Annotated in this window: 17 protein-coding genes; 12 read left to right on the top strand and 5 right to left on the bottom strand. The window is 34.6% G+C overall.

Features of this window, described 5'->3' with window-relative positions; genetic code table 11:
• Positions 1-329 precede the first annotated feature (329 nt).
• Positions 330-2615, top strand: coding sequence for an FUSC family membrane protein (locus M2373_RS20520; RefSeq protein WP_259113132.1), 2286 nt, complete (start codon positions 330-332; stop codon positions 2613-2615).
• On the opposite strand, the gene M2373_RS20515 is transcribed toward M2373_RS20520, so the two are convergent.
• Together M2373_RS20515 and M2373_RS20510 are read right to left on the bottom strand one after the other, a co-directional pair.
• A complete protein-coding gene (locus M2373_RS20515; RefSeq protein WP_259113131.1) occupies positions 2596-3210 on the bottom strand; it encodes a 4'-phosphopantetheinyl transferase superfamily protein in 615 nt (204 codons plus the stop codon). The two genes, M2373_RS20520 and M2373_RS20515, sit on opposite strands and share 20 nt — an antisense overlap.
• Positions 3211-3614: 404 nt before the next feature.
• Positions 3615-4145, bottom strand: coding sequence for a HugZ family protein (locus tag M2373_RS20510; RefSeq protein WP_259113130.1), 531 nt, complete (start codon positions 4143-4145; stop codon positions 3615-3617).
• A gap of 494 nt (positions 4146-4639) precedes the next feature.
• On the opposite strand from M2373_RS20510, the gene ahcY reads away from it, so the two are divergent.
• The 4 genes from ahcY to M2373_RS20490 all read left to right on the top strand — a co-directional run bounded on the left by ahcY (position 4640) and on the right by M2373_RS20490 (position 8929).
• Positions 4640-5956, top strand: coding sequence for an adenosylhomocysteinase (gene ahcY, locus M2373_RS20505; protein ID WP_259113129.1), 1317 nt, complete (start codon positions 4640-4642; stop codon positions 5954-5956).
• Between the two features lie 134 nt (positions 5957-6090).
• A complete protein-coding gene (locus tag M2373_RS20500; protein WP_259113128.1) occupies positions 6091-6894 on the top strand; it encodes a hypothetical protein in 804 nt (267 codons plus the stop codon).
• A 159-nt stretch (positions 6895-7053) separates the two neighbouring features.
• Positions 7054-7446, top strand: a complete 393-nt coding sequence (yiaA, locus tag M2373_RS20495) for an inner membrane protein YiaA (RefSeq protein WP_259113127.1) — start codon at positions 7054-7056, stop codon at positions 7444-7446.
• A gap of 154 nt (positions 7447-7600) precedes the next feature.
• Complete coding sequence (locus M2373_RS20490; protein WP_259113126.1) at positions 7601-8929, top strand: BspA family leucine-rich repeat surface protein; 1329 nt, start codon at positions 7601-7603, stop codon at positions 8927-8929.
• Positions 8930-8984: 55 nt separating this feature from the next.
• Here the strand turns inward: M2373_RS20490 and purE are convergent, their stop codons facing one another.
• Positions 8985-9488, bottom strand: coding sequence for a 5-(carboxyamino)imidazole ribonucleotide mutase (purE, locus tag M2373_RS20485; RefSeq protein WP_259113125.1), 504 nt, complete (start codon positions 9486-9488; stop codon positions 8985-8987).
• A gap of 177 nt (positions 9489-9665) precedes the next feature.
• On the opposite strand from purE, the gene M2373_RS20480 reads away from it, so the two are divergent.
• From M2373_RS20480 to M2373_RS20450, 7 genes are all read left to right on the top strand, one after another.
• A complete protein-coding gene (locus M2373_RS20480) occupies positions 9666-10571 on the top strand; it encodes a DMT family transporter (protein ID WP_259113124.1) in 906 nt (301 codons plus the stop codon).
• A 78-nt stretch (positions 10572-10649) separates the two neighbouring features.
• Positions 10650-11213, top strand: coding sequence for a hypothetical protein (locus M2373_RS20475; RefSeq protein WP_259113123.1), 564 nt, complete (start codon positions 10650-10652; stop codon positions 11211-11213).
• Between the two features lie 7 nt (positions 11214-11220).
• Positions 11221-13344, top strand: coding sequence for a cation:proton antiporter (locus tag M2373_RS20470; RefSeq protein WP_259113122.1), 2124 nt, complete (start codon positions 11221-11223; stop codon positions 13342-13344).
• Between the two features lie 288 nt (positions 13345-13632).
• On the top strand, positions 13633-14448 hold the full coding sequence (locus tag M2373_RS20465) for a hypothetical protein (RefSeq protein ID WP_259113121.1): 816 nt from the start codon (positions 13633-13635) through the stop codon (positions 14446-14448).
• 1 nt (position 14449) lies between these two features.
• The gene (locus tag M2373_RS20460; protein WP_259113120.1) at positions 14450-15160 is read left to right on the top strand and encodes an SH3 domain-containing protein; all 711 of its coding nucleotides are present in this window, start codon (positions 14450-14452) and stop codon (positions 15158-15160) included.
• Positions 15161-15171: 11 nt separating this feature from the next.
• A complete protein-coding gene (locus M2373_RS20455; RefSeq protein ID WP_259113119.1) occupies positions 15172-15528 on the top strand; it encodes a hypothetical protein in 357 nt (118 codons plus the stop codon).
• A gap of 5 nt (positions 15529-15533) precedes the next feature.
• Complete coding sequence (locus M2373_RS20450; RefSeq protein WP_259113118.1) at positions 15534-16310, top strand: hypothetical protein; 777 nt, start codon at positions 15534-15536, stop codon at positions 16308-16310.
• A gap of 53 nt (positions 16311-16363) precedes the next feature.
• On the opposite strand, the gene M2373_RS20445 is transcribed toward M2373_RS20450, so the two are convergent.
• Positions 16364-17476: a 5-(carboxyamino)imidazole ribonucleotide synthase gene (locus tag M2373_RS20445; protein ID WP_259113117.1), complete on the bottom strand. Its 1113-nt coding sequence runs from the start codon at positions 17474-17476 to the stop codon at positions 16364-16366.
• A 70-nt stretch (positions 17477-17546) separates the two neighbouring features.
• A complete protein-coding gene (locus tag M2373_RS20440; RefSeq protein ID WP_259113116.1) occupies positions 17547-18110 on the bottom strand; it encodes a DUF1543 domain-containing protein in 564 nt (187 codons plus the stop codon).
• Positions 18111-18165: the final 55 nt, after the last annotated feature.

Genomic DNA, 18165 nt, shown 5'->3' with positions numbered 1-18165 from the left:
AAAAAATCATATATAATTTATTAAAAAAAAATAATTTTTAAAAAAAAAAAAAAAATTTTTTTTTTTTTTTTTTTTTTTTTTTTTTTTTTTTTTGTGGGGGGCCGCCCCCCCCCCCCGAAACCCTGAAATATTAACACACAAAATCTATTACCCAAATCACGCTTACGAAACTGATGCATTAAGATCCCTATTGGCCAGCTCATCAAAATTGACAATTCATAATAAGTATTCACAATTCACATTAAAATAAACTTCAATTATAAAAGATATGTTCACAAAAGTCTTATTTTTATAAGGCTTTTTTTATTTTCTATAAGTATTTTTGTAGCATGAACTATTCCGCGGAACTCAAAAAATTCGTAACCAGCCAATATGTATATTCTGCCATCAGGATTACATTGGCTACTGTTCTGCCTTGTTTAGTTCTTGCCCATTTCGGAATTTTAAAAGAATATTTCCTTTTTCCTCTGGGAACCAGCTTTGTAGCACTTACTGATCAGCCCGGACCATTTATCCGAAGAAGAAATGCACTTACCTTTGCTATTTTCTGTTTCGTCTTTGTTGCGCTCATCGCCAGTATGGTCATGCATGTGAAGATTTTAGTTTTTGCAGAAATCATTATTTTCGGAATGTTTTTTTCATTGATCGGAGTGTATGGACAAAGATTGGCAGCAGTAGGTTCACTGTCTTTAGTCGTTATGGCCATCTTTATAGACGGACATTTAACGGGAGCTAATATTTTTAAAAGCTTACTGATCTTCGCTTCAGGATGTACCTGGTTCTTACTGATATTTTTAATTGTTACCACTATTCAGCCTTACAAACTGGCAAGTCAGATGATTGGTGAGAATTACCTTCAGTTGGCCGAGTTTTTAAAAATCAAAGCCAATTATTATGAAAAAAATCCGGATTTCAACAAGCTGACGACGCAGGTAATTGCCAAACAGATCGAAATAAAAAATCTACAGGAAGAAACAAGAGAAACGGTTTTCAAAACCAGGGTTATCGTTAATGAATCAACCACTACCAGTCGCTTACTGATGTTGATGTTACTGAACTCAATGGATCTCCATGAAAAACTGATGACCTCTGAAAGTGATTACGAAAAGCTTCAGAAAAGTTTTGAGGACACTATGATTCTGGTCAATATCCACGATTATCTGAATCTACTGGCTGAAGAGATGACCAACATAGGAATCTCGCTTCAGATCGGAACGAGAGCCAAACCTATGTTTAATCTTGATGTTGAGCTGAAAAGTTTAAATCACCATTACTTTGATCTTAGAAACAAAAAAATATCTCCGGATAATTTTGAAAATTTCATGATTCTGCGTCAGATTTTAATGCGCATTAATGAAATTACAAAAGAAATCAATGAGATTTACAAAGTCTTTTCACAGAACGTAAAACTGGCAAAAAGTCTTTCCACAGGATTGGATTTAAAGAAATTCATGCCGAATGAAGAGAAACTGAACTTCAAAGTATTAAGGAATAACATCTCTTTCTCCTCCTCTCACTTTCGTCATGCACTGAGAATTACGATTGCTTTACTGATAGGGTATTCATTTTCTTTGTTTCAGTTTATGGGCATTGGACATACCTACTGGATTTTGATCACGACCGTTGCGATCTTAAAGCCGGCCTACTCTATCACCAAAAAAAGAAACCTTCTCCGACTCTACGGAACGATTGTCGGCGCCGTAATTGCTTATGGAATTTTACATTTCATTCATATCAACGGAGTATTATTTACCATTTTGCTTTTAAGCATGGTTATGTGTTTCAGCTTTTTAAAAGGAAGATATTTCTGGGCTGTTTTATTCATGACGATTTATGTATTTCTGAGCTTTAATTTTTTAAGTCCCGGAAAAGTGGATATTATTTTCAGAGACAGAATTGTAGATACAATTGTTGCAGGTTTAATTACTTCTTTGGTCGCCTATATCGTTCTTCCGGTATGGGAGCATACCCAGAATCTCGATTTAATGAGAAAATCTGCAGAATGTAATTTAATTTATTTCCAAAGCGTCATTTCTAAATTCCTGGACGAAAATTATGATATCGAAGATTATAAAGTAAAACGTAAAAATGCCATTATCTCGCTGGCCAATCTTTCCGATAACTTCCAGCGAATGATTTCCGAACCGAAAAACCAGCAGAAAAAACTGGAGGTAGTGCATCAGTTTGTGGCCACCTCTCACCTGATTACCGCTTACACAGCTTCCCTTTCACAATATGTAAAGGATAATGAAAAATATCCTGAAATAGATGCCGAAGGCTGGAGTAAAAAAATTGAGGCTGAAATGCAGCAGGTTTCTAACCTCTTGAACGGCGATAAAATCAGTGAAGCCCTAAAAATGGAAAGCCGTATTGAGCCTGAAGATTCATCACTTGAAGATTTGATTTTAAAAAGAAAAACCGAACTGATTGAAAATGAAGGCTACGATTTAAGAGATCCTGAAAAAATATCTCATTTAACGGAGCTTAAAAACATTCATGATGTTCTAGAACTCATTTATGATGTGGCCAAAGAGCAGCGAAAAGTGATTGAGAAATATAAAAACGAATCCAAAAGTATTGAAACGATTGAAACATCTACTCTTCAACAATCGTAAAACAATAGTCATCAAAAAACTCTACTCTCGCCTTTAGTTCATCAGATATCTGATCATCATAAACTCTGCATTTGATATGATGAAGATGTTTCAGTTCAAAAGGTCTTACATCGTAATGTTTTTTCAGTGACCAATGTTTGGAATGATGGATTTTATACATGCTTTCCTTTACACTCCAAATGATTGTATAAAAAGTCACTTCATTATCAAAAGGAATAAAACCTCTTTCATTTTCATACGTGAATTTGTCAATAACTCTTAAAATTTTAGGATTAAATTTTTCAATATCAATCCCTATTTTATTTTTTGAGATTGCAATCGCCGCAAAAGGAAAAGAATGGGTAATGGAAATTTCCGCATCTTTAGGTGACAAAAATGGCTCTCTGTCCTTATATAGTATTTTCGAGTGTGGTTTCAAGCCTTTCAACAGTTTGCGAACCATTAAAACCTCTAATAATTTCTTAGGATGATAATCTTTTACTTTCTCCGCATTTTCGGGCTCTAAAAGCTGATGAATATCCAAATCTTCAGTTTCATCGTATTTCCATACAAGAATTGTGGCAGTATCATCTGAAAAATCGCGGTAAAGAGGCATGGGTTTGTTTATTGGACAAAATTAGTGAAAAATTTTTTGGTGGGAAGCTGGGAGTTTGATGATGGAAGTTTTACTACTAACTGTTTTATCTTTTTCTTCTCTTTGAAATAAAATATTCGTCAGTTCGAGTAGAAATTATTTGTAATGAAGTGGAAAATAATTTTGTACCGAGAACCTGTACTTTTAGCAACTTCTCGATACGATTTTTTTCAAAATCTACTCGAAGTGACGGTGTGTCAATAGAAATAGAATTTTATCTCGAAAGATAAGTTGTTTAAGATTTAAACAAAAAAATTCACTCAAGTCCAAAGACTCAAGTGAATTCTATATTATTTTAAAAGCTAAAAATCTAAAAAACAGTTAGTAGTAAAACCTCCCACTTCCTTCATCCAGCTTCCAGCAAACTATTTCGACTGATGATTCACATCATTTCTGTGCTCCATAATTTCTAGATTCTGATCTACAAAATAAGCACTTCCAAATCCGTTTACATAAGAACCTTTCGTAGGGTGAAGACCGATTAAGATAAAATCTTTCATTTCAGCAATAACATCTACTACTTTTCCGTGAGTTTCTTTTAGTTTAGCAACAACAGAATTCCAGATTTCAGAATCTCTTTCAACCTGAGAAGTAGATGCCTCGATCGTTAATCTCTCACGAGCATAAATTTGCTTAGTTGCCGACTCATCTTCAATAAACATTACTGAAGTTTTTCTTCCGTCAGCAAGGTTTTTAGTATGTTTTGCCATGAAAGACACCAAGATATAAAAAGTGTTGTCAACTTCAACAAAAGGAGCATAACTTGAATTAGGCGTCCCTTCAGCATCTACAGTAGCCAAAATTACACTTTTTGTGTTAGCAATTAATTCTTTTACTTTTGGAGTAAGAGGTTTTGCTTGTCTTTGTGCGTCTTCCTGTGTATTTGTATGATTCATAATAAAAGATTTATTTATGCAAAAATAGTTTATTTAGAATAAAGAAAAATAATTTCCTGTATAAAATATTCTTAAAATAGTTGGAAGTCGGAGGTTTGAAGAGGGAAGTTGATGTTCGCTAAATAATTTAAACTCTATCTAAATCTTTTATTTGATCTTAATTAATTATTTTTCAAATGTTGAAATGAAAAACTGCCACCCCTAGCCTCGATTGCAACGACATCCTTTTGTGTAGTGAAACGGAACAAAAGATATAGTACTTCGACAAGCTCAGCATAAATTCCAAGCGGGAAATAGCTTCAAAAAAATTAAGTAAACTCTAAATGGTAAAACAAAAAATACAATTCTTATGACTTTAAAAACTTACTTCTTCCATCTTCAAGCCTCCATCTTCCAACCAAACCAAAATCCAAAAATGTCATTTTTCTATCTAAATTATTAATTGTAATTTTGCATTTCGTTATCAATTGAATTAAAACCTTATTCATTTACATATGAGTACTACAACACAATACGTTCCTTACAAAGTGAAGGACATATCCCTTGCAGAATGGGGAAGAAAAGAAATTACCCTTGCCGAAGCAGAAATGCCTGGTTTGATGTCTATCCGTGAAGAATACGGACCATCTCAACCACTTAAAGGAGCAAGAATCGCAGGATGTCTTCACATGACGATCCAAACAGCTGTGCTTATCGAGACGCTGGTAGCTTTAGGAGCTGAAGTTACCTGGTCTTCTTGTAATATTTTCTCTACACAAGATCATGCTGCTGCTGCTATTGCTGCTGCAGGAATTCCGGTTTACGCTTGGAAAGGCTTAAATGAAGAAGAATTTGACTGGTGTATTGAGCAGACTTTATTCTTCGGTGAAGACAGAAAACCATTAAACATGATTTTGGATGATGGTGGAGATTTAACGAATATGGTTTTCGATAAATATCCTGAATTCACAAAAGATATCAAAGGGCTTTCTGAAGAAACGACAACTGGTGTTCACAGACTGTACGAAAGAATGAAGAACGGAACTTTGGTAATGCCTGCTATCAACGTAAACGATTCAGTTACTAAATCTAAATTCGATAACAAATACGGATGTAAAGAATCTGCAGTAGATGCTGTAAGAAGAGCTACAGATGTAATGTTGGCTGGAAAAAGAGTGGTAGTTTGCGGATACGGAGACGTTGGTAAAGGTACTGCTGCATCTTTCAGAGGAGCAGGTTCTATCGTTACTGTAACTGAAATCGATCCAATCTGTGCTTTACAGGCTGCAATGGACGGTTATGAAGTAAAAAGATTAGATACTGTAGTTGATAACGCAGATATCGTAATCACGACTACGGGTAACTTCAACATTGTAAGAAAAGAACATTTCTTAAAATTAAAAGATAAAGCGATCGTTTGTAACATCGGACACTTCGATAACGAAATCGATATGGCTTGGTTAAACGAAAACTATGGTCACACAAAATCTGAAGTGAAGCCTCAAGTAGATATCTATACACTGGAAGAAGGTAAAGAAGTTATCATTCTTGCTGAAGGTAGATTGGTAAACCTTGGTTGTGCTACAGGTCACCCATCTTTCGTAATGTCGAACTCTTTCTCTAACCAGACTTTGGCTCAAATCGAGCTTTGGAACAACTCTGCAGCTTACGGAAACGAAGTGTATATGTTGCCTAAGCATTTGGATGAAAAAGTTGCTGCTCTTCACCTTAAGAAATTAAGCGTTGAGCTCGAAGTTCTTTCAACTGAGCAAGCTGAATACATCGGTGTTGACGTGAAAGGTCCATTCAAACCTGAGTATTACAGATACTAAAAATTGTCATCCTGAGCTTGTCGAAGGATCTCAGCATAACATAAACTCTCCAATTTTTGGGGAGTTTTTTTGTTTTAATAAGTTTAAAATTGCTAGGTATTTTTATATTTTTGAGAACGAAAAATAATAATCAAATGAAAAAATATTTCTTTCTGAGCCTAATAAGCTCAATTGTATTCTTTACAGGATGCAGTAGTAATGATGAGAATGACAATGGTAATAACCCGAATGAAACTCAAGTTTTATTAAGTAAAATTACAACTGTATACTATGACAATCCTACAAATCCTCAGACTAGTGTCACAACATTGGATTATAACAGTCAAAGACAATTAACCAAAATGTATTCAGGGGGAATAACATCAATTTTAGAATATGATACAGCAGGAAAGCCAACAAAAACTAATTATTACAAAGCAGATGGCACATTAGATCACTATATTCTTTATTCCTATAATGGAGAAGAGCTTACAACGACTAACATGATTTATACAAACTCTAATTATAACTTAAAAACAACGTATAATTATAACAACAACAAGCTTTCTAGTATTACCCAATGTCAATCTCCAAATTGTTCCGATATTAGTACAACTTCATATACTTATAATGGAGATAATATTTCTATTGAAACTTCTATAGCAGGAGGAGTATCTGTACCTACTAAAAGAGAGTATTCATATGACAGTAAAAAAAATCCTTATTCTCTTCTCAATAAGTATTTTAGATCAGCATTGGGAGGAGCATATATCTTGAGCCAAAATAATTATACTTTAGATAAAATCAGTTTCAGAGATAATACAGGAAACTGGATTCAGAATCAAAACATTACTTACGAAATTCAGTACAACAATTCACAACTGCCAACTCAGGTGATTGGAAAAGATTCTTATGGGAATAATTATGTGAAATACAATTACGAATATATTACTCAATAAATATATAAAGTCAGCTCTCATATTTTGGAGAGTTTTTGATTTTAAATCTTTTTCTAAGTGATACTATTTCATATTCAATTATGATTACCGTATTTTCCCCTATATTTAATTTCATAAATAATTAATACATTTGAAAAGTTAAATTAAAACATAAATTGAATGAAGAAACAAAAGGTATCGAATGCATTCGTAGCGGCATCCTGGATTGCATTGGGAGCAGGAATGATCGGGTTTATTGTAGGATTGGCAAGAGCAGAAATGCTGCTTAATGAGAAAGGATATTATTTCACAATCTTATTATATGGCTTATTTGCAGTAGTTTCTCTGCAGAAAGCTGTCCGTGACAAATTAGAAAATATTCCGGTAACGGATATTTACTATGGAATCTGCTGGTTTGCAACACTGTCTTCTATAGTATTACTGGCAATAGGACTTTGGAATGCTACTATTCTTCCCAGTGAAAAAGGATTTTATGCATTTGCTTTCTTACTGGCGCTTTTCGGAGCCATTTCAGTACAGAAAAACACCAGAGACAATATGCTTCAGGAATAAAACACCACTCTCCTATTTTCGGAGAGTTTTTTATTTCTAAAAGCTTCTGAAAAAAGTTATATTCATTACAATATTTCAATTTCATTAATAAATTCTCTACAATTGTGCAGAATTTTATTATTTTTACAAAATCCATATCACCAAATATTGAAATATGATTAAAAAACTATTAACCATCTTTTTACTGGCATTTCTATGCTCAGTTATGAACGCTCAAAATGAATTTATCACCATCTGGAAGCCCGGATCTTCACAACAAATCAAATTTCCGGGAAGGGGTGTCAATTTTCAGGTATCCTGGGAAGAAATAGGATATCCGCAACACAACGGTAACATGGAGAATGTTACCTCAACCACCGAGTTTACGATCACTTTTGGAGCATCTCTGAATCCGGTTCCTGCCGAAGCTACTTATCGGGTGAAAGTAAGTAACAGAGATGGTAATTTCAATCAGTTCAGATCTTATGATCCTACTTTAGTACCTCTATATAATTGGACTGATCGTTTAAAGTTATTAGAAGTTACGCAATGGGGAAATATACAGTGGACAAGTTTTGAACAGGCTTTTGTTTTATGTGATAATCTAAATGTTACAGCAACAGATATCCCGAATCTAAGTTTAGTGACTTCTACCAATGAGATGTTCTACATTTGTTCTTCATTAGTCGGAAATCCAAGTTTTAATAATTGGAATACCTCAAATATTACCATCATGACCAATATGTTTGCCAATGCGGTAAGCTTCAATCAGCCAATTGGAAACTGGGATGTCTCTAATGTTACTGATATGTATGGTTTATTTGATTATGCAATTACTTTTAATCAGCCTCTTAATAATTGGAACACTTCGAATGTAACAACGATGGAACATTCATTCCATGGTGCCTTTGCCTTTAATCAGGATATAAGAAGCTGGAATACTTCAAAAGTAACCAATATGGAAGAAATGTTTCATGACGCTCATAGTTTCAATCAGAATTTAGGATCATGGAATCTATCTTCTCTAACGATTGCTAAAGACATGTTTCTTATTTCCGGAATGAGCTGCCAGAATTATGACAATACCCTGTACGCCTGGGCAGCAAACCCTACAACACCCGATAATATTAATCTTGCCAATGCATATCCATTAAAGTACTCTCACTCCCTGGTGGTCGCTGCGAGGAATCATTTAATTAATAATAAAGGCTGGACTATTTCGGGGGATGTACTTGATGAAGAATGTAATTCATTTCTTGCCGCCGCCGAAACTTCAAAGAAAGATATGATCAGCATTTACCCAAATCCTGCTACAGACTTTATTTATATTAAAAATCCGAAGGGTTTAAATAATTATAAAATTTTTGATAGGAGTGGAAGAATTGTTCTTCAGAATAATGTAACCGATGATAAAATAAATATCAGTTCGTTATCCAAAGGAAACTATATTCTGCAGGTATCTTCTAAACAACAAAATCATACGCTCAAATTCATTAAACAATAAAACGCTCGCCCCGCAAAATTGCGGGGCGAGCGTTTTATGATGGGTACAAAATTAATTACTGATCATATTGATTAGGATGCTTAGCTTTGATATCATCTACTGTTCCCAAAACTTTATCTTTAAGAGCATCCTGATATTTTTGAAGCTGATCTGCCACCTGAGCATCACCGGTACCAATTATTTTTGCTGCTAAAATTCCGGCATTCAAAGCTCCGTTTAGAGCTACTGTTGCCACAGGAATTCCACCCGGCATCTGAAGAATAGACAGCACAGAATCCCAGCCATCTATAGAATTGCTGGATAATATCGGAACTCCAATAACCGGTAACGTGGTACAGCTTGCCACCATTCCCGGAAGATGTGCCGCACCCCCTGCTCCGGCAACAATTACTTTCAAACCTCTTTCCTGAGCTGTTTTTGCATAATCAAACATTCTCTCCGGTGTTCTGTGGGCAGAAACCACCGTCAGTTCATACGGAATGTCTAAAGATTTCAAAAAATTTGCAGCCTGTTCCATGATTGGTAAGTCACTCTGACTTCCCATAATAATTCCTACCATTCTTCAATTTTTATTAGATGTTCAAAGATAAAGAATTAAAGCCAATCTGTCCAAAAGGTAAATCAACAGATAAACCCGATCAAAAACATAAAAGTTGTTCTGTTACCTAAATAAGTTTGGAAACTGTACCCATTCATATTGTTTTAAACTAAATACTTTTGTTAATTACGTTGTTGAATGAAAGATTACCGACTCCTTTTTGCCGTCATCACTGTTGCCTTAGTTTGGGGGACCACATTTTTAGCCATTCGGGTTGCTGTAGAAACTATTCCCGCTTGGTTTGTTGCGGGAATCCGTCAGTTTCTGGCATCACTTATTATGCTTTCTGTATTGATTTACAGAAAACAGTTTCAGTGGATTGGCTGGAAAAGCTTAGGATATCAAATTGTTTTTTCCATATTAATGCTGGTGATCGCAAACGGAATGACCACCGTGGCGGAAGAAACGGTTTCCAGCAGTCTGGCTTCATTAATCAATGCGGCATCTCCTATTCTTGTATTTTTGGGAAGTGTAGCTATTGGAATTCAGAAGTTCAGTTTCAGAGCTTTGATAGGTGTTCTTTTATGCTTCAGCGGAATACTTTTTATTTTTTGGGATGGGTTAAAAGATCTAGCAAATCCGGAATATAGAATGGGCGTTATTTTCCTTTTCTGTGCTATTTCAGGATGGGCTTCTGGAACTATTTTCACTAAGAAGCTGAATATTCAAAGCGGTAATATTTCTCTGAATTTATTTTACCAGTTCTTATTCGCCGGAGTAGTTCAGATTATCTTTGCCTTCGTATTTTCGGAAAAATATAATTTTGAAAACTGGACCTTAAAGAGCATTTCGGCCATGCTTTACCTGTCTGTTTTCGGTTCTGTAGCAGCCTTTTTTGCATTTCATTATGCTCTGACCAAAATATCGCCCGTACAGGTTTCTATTATGGCTTACGTGAATACGATCATTGCCATATTTCTGGGCTGGCTGATTCTCAATGAAAATATCTCAACCAAATTTATTATTGCCACCGTTTTTATCATCTGTGGGGTATTTATTATTAATTACAAACCTGAAATGTTTAAAAAGCAAAAAATTGGGTGATTATAAAAAGTCACTCGTCCCGGTCAGTTTTATTTTTTCTTATTTTTTTCCTATATTGTTTACACCAAGATTTACAATATGCAAAAAAATATAATACCTTTTCTATTCGCTATTTTATTTCTGTTAGCAAGTTGCGACCATAAGGACAAAGAGAAAAATATTACTCTAAGGGAGCAGCAGCTCTTGGAAAAAGAAAAATTATTCGCCAAAAAAGAACTGGAATATCAGTCTCTTCTGAAAATGAGAGACAGTGTTTTTGCTAAAAAGGATTCTGTAAAAATACTGAAATGGTCGGAAGAAATTTCGGGCTCCTGGAATGGCAAAGTAATCTGTACAGAGTCTACTTGCAGCGATTACGTAGTGGGTGATCAGCGAACAGATACCTGGGAATTTGATAACGATTCTACCCAGCTGGTCACAAAAATTATCAATAACAACAATCTGATCAGGCTATATTCAGGAAAATTTGAGCACAATGAAATCAAACTGAATTTTAAAACTGATTCCACCGCTAAGAAAAAAGTGGAAATGAATATCCTTCTTAATGATATTTCCGACAATAAAATCAGAGGAACACGCACCGTTACGGTTGACAATTGTATGGCAAAATTCTCTGTAGAATTAATACGTTCCACCAAATAACATTCTTATGATTTTGCTGAGTATACACAACCTGAGTCTTCCTATAGAAGATCCGGTACTGAAATTTTTACTGGTACTGATTATTATTCTGGCAGCACCTCTTCTCCTGAATAAAATCAAAGTTCCGCATCTGTTGGGATTAATCATCGCCGGAGCTGTAATTGGCCCCAATGGCTTTAATGTTTTGGCAAGGGACAGCAGCATTGTGGTTACAGGAACCACCGGACTTTTGTATATCATGTTTCTGGCAGGTCTGGAAATCGATATGGGGGATTTTAAGAAAAACAAATGGAAAAGCCTTACATTCGGGATTTACACATTTGCAGTTCCTTTTGTTTTAGGCTATTTAGGAGGATATTATATTTTACACTTTTCAATGCTTACTTCGGTACTGTTTGCCAGCTTGTTTTCATCACATACCCTGATCGCTTATCCATTGGTTAGTAAATTGGGAATTTCGAAAAACCTGGCGGTCAATATCACAGTTGGTGGAACGATGATCACCGATATTCTTGCCCTTTTGGTACTTGCGGTAATTGTGGGAATGTCACAAGGAGAAGTGGGAACCGAATTTTGGGTTAAATTATCCGTATCCTTTATCATTTTCGCATTAATCGTACTGGTAGTCTTTCCGATGATCGGACGATGGTTTTTTAAGAAAGTGGATGATAAAATTTCACAGTATATTTTTGTATTGGTGATGATTTATCTGGCGGCTCTTCTGGCTGAGCTGGCCGGTGTAGAAGCCATCATCGGAGCATTCTTTGCAGGATTGGCTTTAAACAGGCTCATTCCTCATACTTCTTCACTGATGAATCGTGTAGAATTTGTCGGAAACGCCATTTTTATTCCTTTTTTTCTGATCAGCGTCGGAATGCTGATTGATTTTACTGTATTTTTCAAAAGCTGGGAGACGTTGGAAGTTGCAGGTATTATGCTCGTAGCTTCCATTGGCGGAAAATATCTTTCAGCCGTGGCTACTCAAAAAACATTCAGGCTTTCTAAGGAAGAGGGAAAACTGATTTTCGGATTAAGTTCAGCATCTGCAGCAGCAACACTGGCTTCCGTAATGGTCGGCTACAACATTATTCTTTCTGAAACCGAAACAGGAGAACCTGTAAGATTACTGAACGAGCATGTCCTGAATGGCAGCATTCTCCTAATCCTGATTTCATGTACCATTTCATCATTTATCTCAATGTCGAGTGCCCAAAAAATTGCAGAAAGTGATAATGAGGATACCGTTTCAGGAAACAACCATGAAGAAGAAAATATCCTTTTAGCCATCAATCATGAAGAAACGGTAGAAAGAATGGTGAATCTGGGAATTCTGATAAAAGCACATTCCAACAAAGAAAACCTTTCAGCATTAAATGTAATCAATGAAGATAAAAATGAGTCTTCGGTGAAAAACGCCGAAAAACTGTTACATAAAGCTACTGATTCCGCTGCCTCAGCAGATGTTGCATTAAAAGCATTGAAAAGATATGATAATGACGTGGTGAACGGAATAAATAATGTCATTAAAGAACAGAATATTACCGATCTCATTATCGGATTGGAAAATGAAAAAGGCTTCTCCCCTTCTTTTGTTTATAATCTTTACAATGGGTACCTTCAGAATGATGATGTGAATGTATTGGTTTATCATGCAGCACAACCTCTTTCAACCATAAAAAAATACGCGGTGATGATTCCTGAAAATTCTCATAAAGAAGCAGGTTTTTTCCATGCTCTGCTCAGAGTCTGGAATATCGCGAGAAATTCGGGAGCCACTATGGTCTTTTATACTCCGGAAAACATTCTTGACATTCTGCAGCGAATCATTAAAAAAGCCAATATAGAAGCCGAATTCATCATCATGAAGAGCTGGAAAGATGGCGAAAAAACAGCTTCTGAGCTCAAAGAAGATGAAGCCCTTATTCTTTTCATGGCCAAAAAAGGAATGCAGTCATTTATTCCTCAAATGCGGCTGATCCCGGAACTTTTAAACAGAAAACTGAATGATAACAATTATCTGCTGGTTTATCCGTTCTCAGATTTCGACAATACAAGTTCCGAAAGACGTTCTGTGGGAAATCATGATGACTTTATGGAAATTGGAAACGTGATCAAGAAAATTTTTAAATAAAACCTAATACAAAGACTAAATTAAATCCAATATAAAAAATATCAAAAAAAATCTGATGATTATAGGATCATTCCCGTTTACTTGAAATTGCCAATAGATGTGACCAGAAAATCTGATATCGAATTTGGAAACAAGAACATTCAGAATATTGAAACCTATCAGCTTTTTATTGCAATACATAAGTAAAAAATCAACTCATCAAATTATGATTAAATAATGTAGACATTACAAAATATTTTTTATAATTTCAGTTAAAAGAATAAAACCAATTATACCTTAATGATGACTATGAAACCAATTTTTTCATTATTTTTAATTTTAGCATCTATCAGCATTTTTTGTCAAGACCGCCCATACTCTGATATTGAAATTCAACAAAAATTAGATTCTATTAAAGCTGAAGGAAATCTATTATATTCACTAGAAAATGCTTCCTGGCATTCTACTGATCTGGCTAATGGAAATAAAAAAATAAACAAAAATCTTGGCGCTTATCTTACTTATAAAAACAATGACACTGTTAAAACTGTTTTCTTAGATAAAGATCAAAATCTTGTTATCGCTGAATATTCATTTAAAAATAATTCAAAAAAAACCGTAAATGAAAATTTCAGTCCAAGAAATATGAATCCTACCGAAACTGCTTTAAAACAGGTTCGATTCAAAATAATCTCTCAACTTTCGGATCCAAAATATGAGGTAACAGTACCTCAGGGATTTAGCTTAAACATGGTTACAATTCCTTATAATGAAAATTATAAAAACTATTTGATTACAGGCTCTTCTGATACCCATACCATCCCTTTTGGAAACGATTATCTTTTTATTTCTGATAAAGACGGCAACATTATTTCTCATAAAAAATTTCATTCAAGATCAATTCTTACTTTGACGACAATGCCGGATGGAAGTACAATGACCATGTCTTCACACAGTCATTTAAAAACCAATCCGTTTATTTCTGCTACGGATATCTGTACTTTTAAACTGTATGCTCCTTTTACAAAGCTTGATGAATTTTCCGTTTATTCACCTGTTTTAGGTGGCTATATGAAGTACAACTACAAAACAGATACAATAGGAAAATTTAAAAATCCTAAATAATATGAAAAAGATTTTAAGCATATTTCTTTTTCTATTTTTATCTTATCACATCCATGCTCAATTTGCAAAAATTATTGACAAAGACGGCTATGTAAACCTCAGAAAAGAAGAAGGCATAAAAAGCCAGGTGACCGGAAGAATACAGTCCGGAGAAATTGTTTATGTTTATGACCAAGATGAAAAGAACAAAGATTGGCTTATTACAGATTATCAGGATAAAAATGGAAAATTATTAACAGGATACATCCATCGTTCCAGACTGAAATACATAGCAACCTATGAGGAAATTCCAGCAACAACAACAGGTGCCCAAAAAGCTGTTTTCATTTTGAAAAACAGAAAAATCGAAATCCTCTCCGATACCTTTAATTACAAGAAAAACAAAAAATATTTCTCCTCCACTCATTACGGAAAGCAGCAGATCGAAGATCAATATAAAGGCCAGCAGATCTGGGGAACTGACGGTACTATTCCACAAACACATTATTTATCAATTACAGCAACAATAGCCAATAAAAAAGTTGAAATTCCTCAAAAGGAAATCGAAAATCTATTTAATATTAATAACGAAAATACAGCCTGTTATTTTGACAATCAGAATGAAACACTGTATATTACTTCCTTAAACTCTGACGGAGCTGGTGGCTATATGGTCTTGTTTATTATAGAAAAAGGAAAATACAAAGGGCGAACTTTAATCATGCCTTTTTAAAAATATAAAAAATGAAAAAAACTCTGATTATTATAGGATCAATTCTGCTTTTAATTATTATTTCATTCACCATTTACTGGAATTTGCCAATAGATGTGACCAGAAAATCTGATATCGAATTTGGAAATAAGATCATTCAGAATATTGAAACCTATCAGAAAAACAAGGGCAGACTTCCTCAAAATGATGATTGGAAAACACTCGAAAAACTAGGTTTTAAAATGGAAGATTTGGGGGTAAGTCCTGTTTATACAACGGACGATAAATCTTATGAATTAACATATGTTGACGGTTTCGACGGCCCCTATTTAATCTGGAACTCACAGGAACGAAAATGGACGATTGATTTTCCTAAAATTTATAAGTGATTAAAATGGGAAAATACTTTTTTATATTTCTTATATTTTTGTCTTTCAAACTGCATGGGCAGACCAGAGAAAACAAATTTTATATACAGGACAGCATTGATTCTGAAAACCGGATGGCCAGGAAGAAAGAAATTCTTGATAATTTTAAAGGTTTAAATTATACACATCTCAATCAAAGAATTGTTTCTGATATTGATTTTAATCAACTAAAAAGCCCAAACCTCATTTTTCATTTTAAATGTAGAAATACCACCGTAATTTTAATATCTCCGTTTGATTATGTAGATCATTCGGATGATGAAAATCCAGCCTATAATGCAACAACTTTCTGGAATAAAGAAACGGTAAAACTGATCAGAAAGAAATATCATAAAAATGTTATTCCTTTTCTGATAGGAATTAACTCTTTCGTACTTGTGAAAGAAGATGACTTAAAAAAATATTCCGAAAATTTCAGTAAATTTTATTCTAAGGAATGCAAAAATCTTCAGGAGCTTTCAAGAAAACGCAAAAAAGGAGTGTTGATTTATAATACTGGTCAAAAACACTATGAAGAAGAGTTCTATTACTTTCCGTATAAAAATAAGAAATTAATTATAGATAAAAATTCGCGTGAAAATTTTAACAGTATTTATATACAATTCCGAAATAAACCCAACAAAATCGTTGTTGTCAGCTTTACATATAATTTAAATAATGATGATATTTCCTATCAAACATATCAATTTAAAAATAATGATTGGATAAAAATCCCGACTTCAGAAAAAGATAAATTTCAATAAAAGCGCTGTAAATAAATTACAGCGCTTTTTTTATTTTTAAGAATCAGTAAAAATTATTCTGCAATTACACGCACCATTCCTTTTACCATCACCAGCTTTTCCATCAGTTCCTCTCGGGAATCTGCCAGTACATTGATGTGACCCATTTTTCTTCCGGGCTTGGTTTCTGTTTTTCCATACAGATGAATATAGGTTTCCGGCAGCCTTAGAACATCATCCATACCTTCATAAACTACCTTTCCTGAAAAGCCTTCTGCTCCAACCAGATTCAGCATTCCGCTATAAATAATAGCATCTGTATCTGCCAAAGGAAGATTTTTTACCACTCTGTACATCTGCTCAAACTGTGAATTGGCATTTCCTTCCTGACTTTGGTGTCCCGAATTATGAAGTCTCGGAGCTGTTTCGTTGACCCATACTTTTCCTTCTTTATCTAAAAATAATTCGATCGCAAAAAGTCCCGGAGAATTAATAGCATTCAGGAATTTTTCTGTAATAGAATCAATCTGCTCTTCAATATCTTCATCCAAAAATACCGGACAGATATTAAAATCCAATAAATTCAGTTTCGGATCAGCAACCATCTCGGTCACAGGAAACGTTTTTGTTTCTCCGTTTTCATTTCTGGCAACGATGACAGAAAGTTCTTTATCAATATCTACAAGACTTTCAATCACAGAATCCTGTATCCACAGATTTTTCATATCTTCAGCCGTACGGATCACCTGTACTCCTTTTCCGTCGTATCCACCGGTATTCATTTTCTGTACAAAAGGCAACGGCATGTTGATCTCATCGGAACTTCCGTCCATCACTTCAAATTCCGGACTTGGGATATCATGATTTTTATAAAATTCTTTTTGAAGGATTTTTTGCTGAATCGTCTTAATAATAGCAGCATTAGGCACTACTTTTACTCCCTGATTCTCAAGTTCGGCAAGAGCATCTGCATTCACGTGTTCGATTTCGATCGTCACGACATCTTTATCCTTCCCGAAATTCAGAACCGTTTCGTAATCATTAAAACTTCCTTGTGTAAAGTAAGAAATATTGTGGCAAGGCGCATCAGAAGCCGGATCCAGCGTATAAAATTCATCATCGTATTTCAACGCTTCCTGAATCAGCATTCTTCCAAGCTGTCCTCCACCTAAAATTCCTATTTTCATTTTTTCTTTTTATTTTTTCTATTAGATTTAATTTTCAGATTTAAAACTATCGTTTCAATTAACTTCAGTTTTATTGAATTTTATCAATTTTCAAATACCCCAATCCCATAGGATTTTCCTGATTTTCTGCATCAGATTTAGTCAGGATAATTGAATATTTTTCTTTCATTTTTGCAGGAAGAATATCGCTCACATTGAAAATATCATCAATGTCCACTCCATGTTTATCATCAATATGGCTTACGGCGCCTTCAAACCCCATCGTTTTATAGAAATCGGTAGTTTTCGCTTTTTTCACAATATCCCCCATAGATGCTCCCACCATAAGATGCTGTTCGTGAAACTCTTCAAAATATCCTCTTTTATAACCACCAAGGTTTACAAAAAACAGTTGATTTTCCGATGCCTGATCTGTTTTTTCAATGATCTTCACTTCATATCCGTCAGCAAATTTCACCTCCTGATAGCAATCCAGGTGAATCTTTCCATCTGCTTCTTTCCAAAAATCTTTCATATCCGGAACGAGGTCTTTCAGGCTTTCTGCAATTCCGAAAAACACATCATGTTGCTCAATATTTCGTCCTTTAGGCGTTGCACCAAGGATAATATAGAATAATTTCAGTTCATTTTCCATACTGCAAAAATACGTCAAATTTATCTTTTTATAAACGTTTGGCAGACTACGACAA

Source organism: Chryseobacterium sp. JUb7, assembly GCF_024806495.1.
Lineage (GTDB): Bacteria > Bacteroidota > Bacteroidia > Flavobacteriales > Weeksellaceae > Chryseobacterium.
Note: the sequence above shows the minus strand (reverse complement) of the source record. Positions and strands in the feature narration are given on the sequence as shown.

What these genes read in the sequence shown, in the direction of transcription:
- M2373_RS20470 (WP_259113122.1), top strand. Translation starts at nt 11,221, where the DNA reads ATGATTTTGCTGAGTATACACAACCTGAGTCTTCCTATAGAAGATCCG.
- M2373_RS20450 (WP_259113118.1), top strand. Translation starts at nt 15,534, where the DNA reads ATGGGAAAATACTTTTTTATATTTCTTATATTTTTGTCTTTCAAACTG.
- M2373_RS20460 (WP_259113120.1), top strand. Translation starts at nt 14,450, where the DNA reads ATGAAAAAGATTTTAAGCATATTTCTTTTTCTATTTTTATCTTATCAC.
- M2373_RS20490 (WP_259113126.1), top strand. Translation starts at nt 7,601, where the DNA reads ATGATTAAAAAACTATTAACCATCTTTTTACTGGCATTTCTATGCTCA.
- M2373_RS20475 (WP_259113123.1), top strand. Translation starts at nt 10,650, where the DNA reads ATGCAAAAAAATATAATACCTTTTCTATTCGCTATTTTATTTCTGTTA.
- M2373_RS20520 (WP_259113132.1), top strand. Translation starts at nt 330, where the DNA reads ATGAACTATTCCGCGGAACTCAAAAAATTCGTAACCAGCCAATATGTA.
- M2373_RS20500 (WP_259113128.1), top strand. Translation starts at nt 6,091, where the DNA reads ATGAAAAAATATTTCTTTCTGAGCCTAATAAGCTCAATTGTATTCTTT.
- M2373_RS20515 (WP_259113131.1), bottom strand. Translation starts at nt 3,210, where the DNA reads ATGCCTCTTTACCGCGATTTTTCAGATGATACTGCCACAATTCTTGTA.
- purE (WP_259113125.1), bottom strand. Translation starts at nt 9,488, where the DNA reads ATGGTAGGAATTATTATGGGAAGTCAGAGTGACTTACCAATCATGGAA.
- M2373_RS20510 (WP_259113130.1), bottom strand. Translation starts at nt 4,145, where the DNA reads ATGAATCATACAAATACACAGGAAGACGCACAAAGACAAGCAAAACCT.
- M2373_RS20455 (WP_259113119.1), top strand. Translation starts at nt 15,172, where the DNA reads ATGAAAAAAACTCTGATTATTATAGGATCAATTCTGCTTTTAATTATT.
- M2373_RS20480 (WP_259113124.1), top strand. Translation starts at nt 9,666, where the DNA reads ATGAAAGATTACCGACTCCTTTTTGCCGTCATCACTGTTGCCTTAGTT.
- M2373_RS20465 (WP_259113121.1), top strand. Translation starts at nt 13,633, where the DNA reads ATGAAACCAATTTTTTCATTATTTTTAATTTTAGCATCTATCAGCATT.
- yiaA (WP_259113127.1), top strand. Translation starts at nt 7,054, where the DNA reads ATGAAGAAACAAAAGGTATCGAATGCATTCGTAGCGGCATCCTGGATT.
- M2373_RS20445 (WP_259113117.1), bottom strand. Translation starts at nt 17,476, where the DNA reads ATGAAAATAGGAATTTTAGGTGGAGGACAGCTTGGAAGAATGCTGATT.
- ahcY (WP_259113129.1), top strand. Translation starts at nt 4,640, where the DNA reads ATGAGTACTACAACACAATACGTTCCTTACAAAGTGAAGGACATATCC.
- M2373_RS20440 (WP_259113116.1), bottom strand. Translation starts at nt 18,110, where the DNA reads ATGGAAAATGAACTGAAATTATTCTATATTATCCTTGGTGCAACGCCT.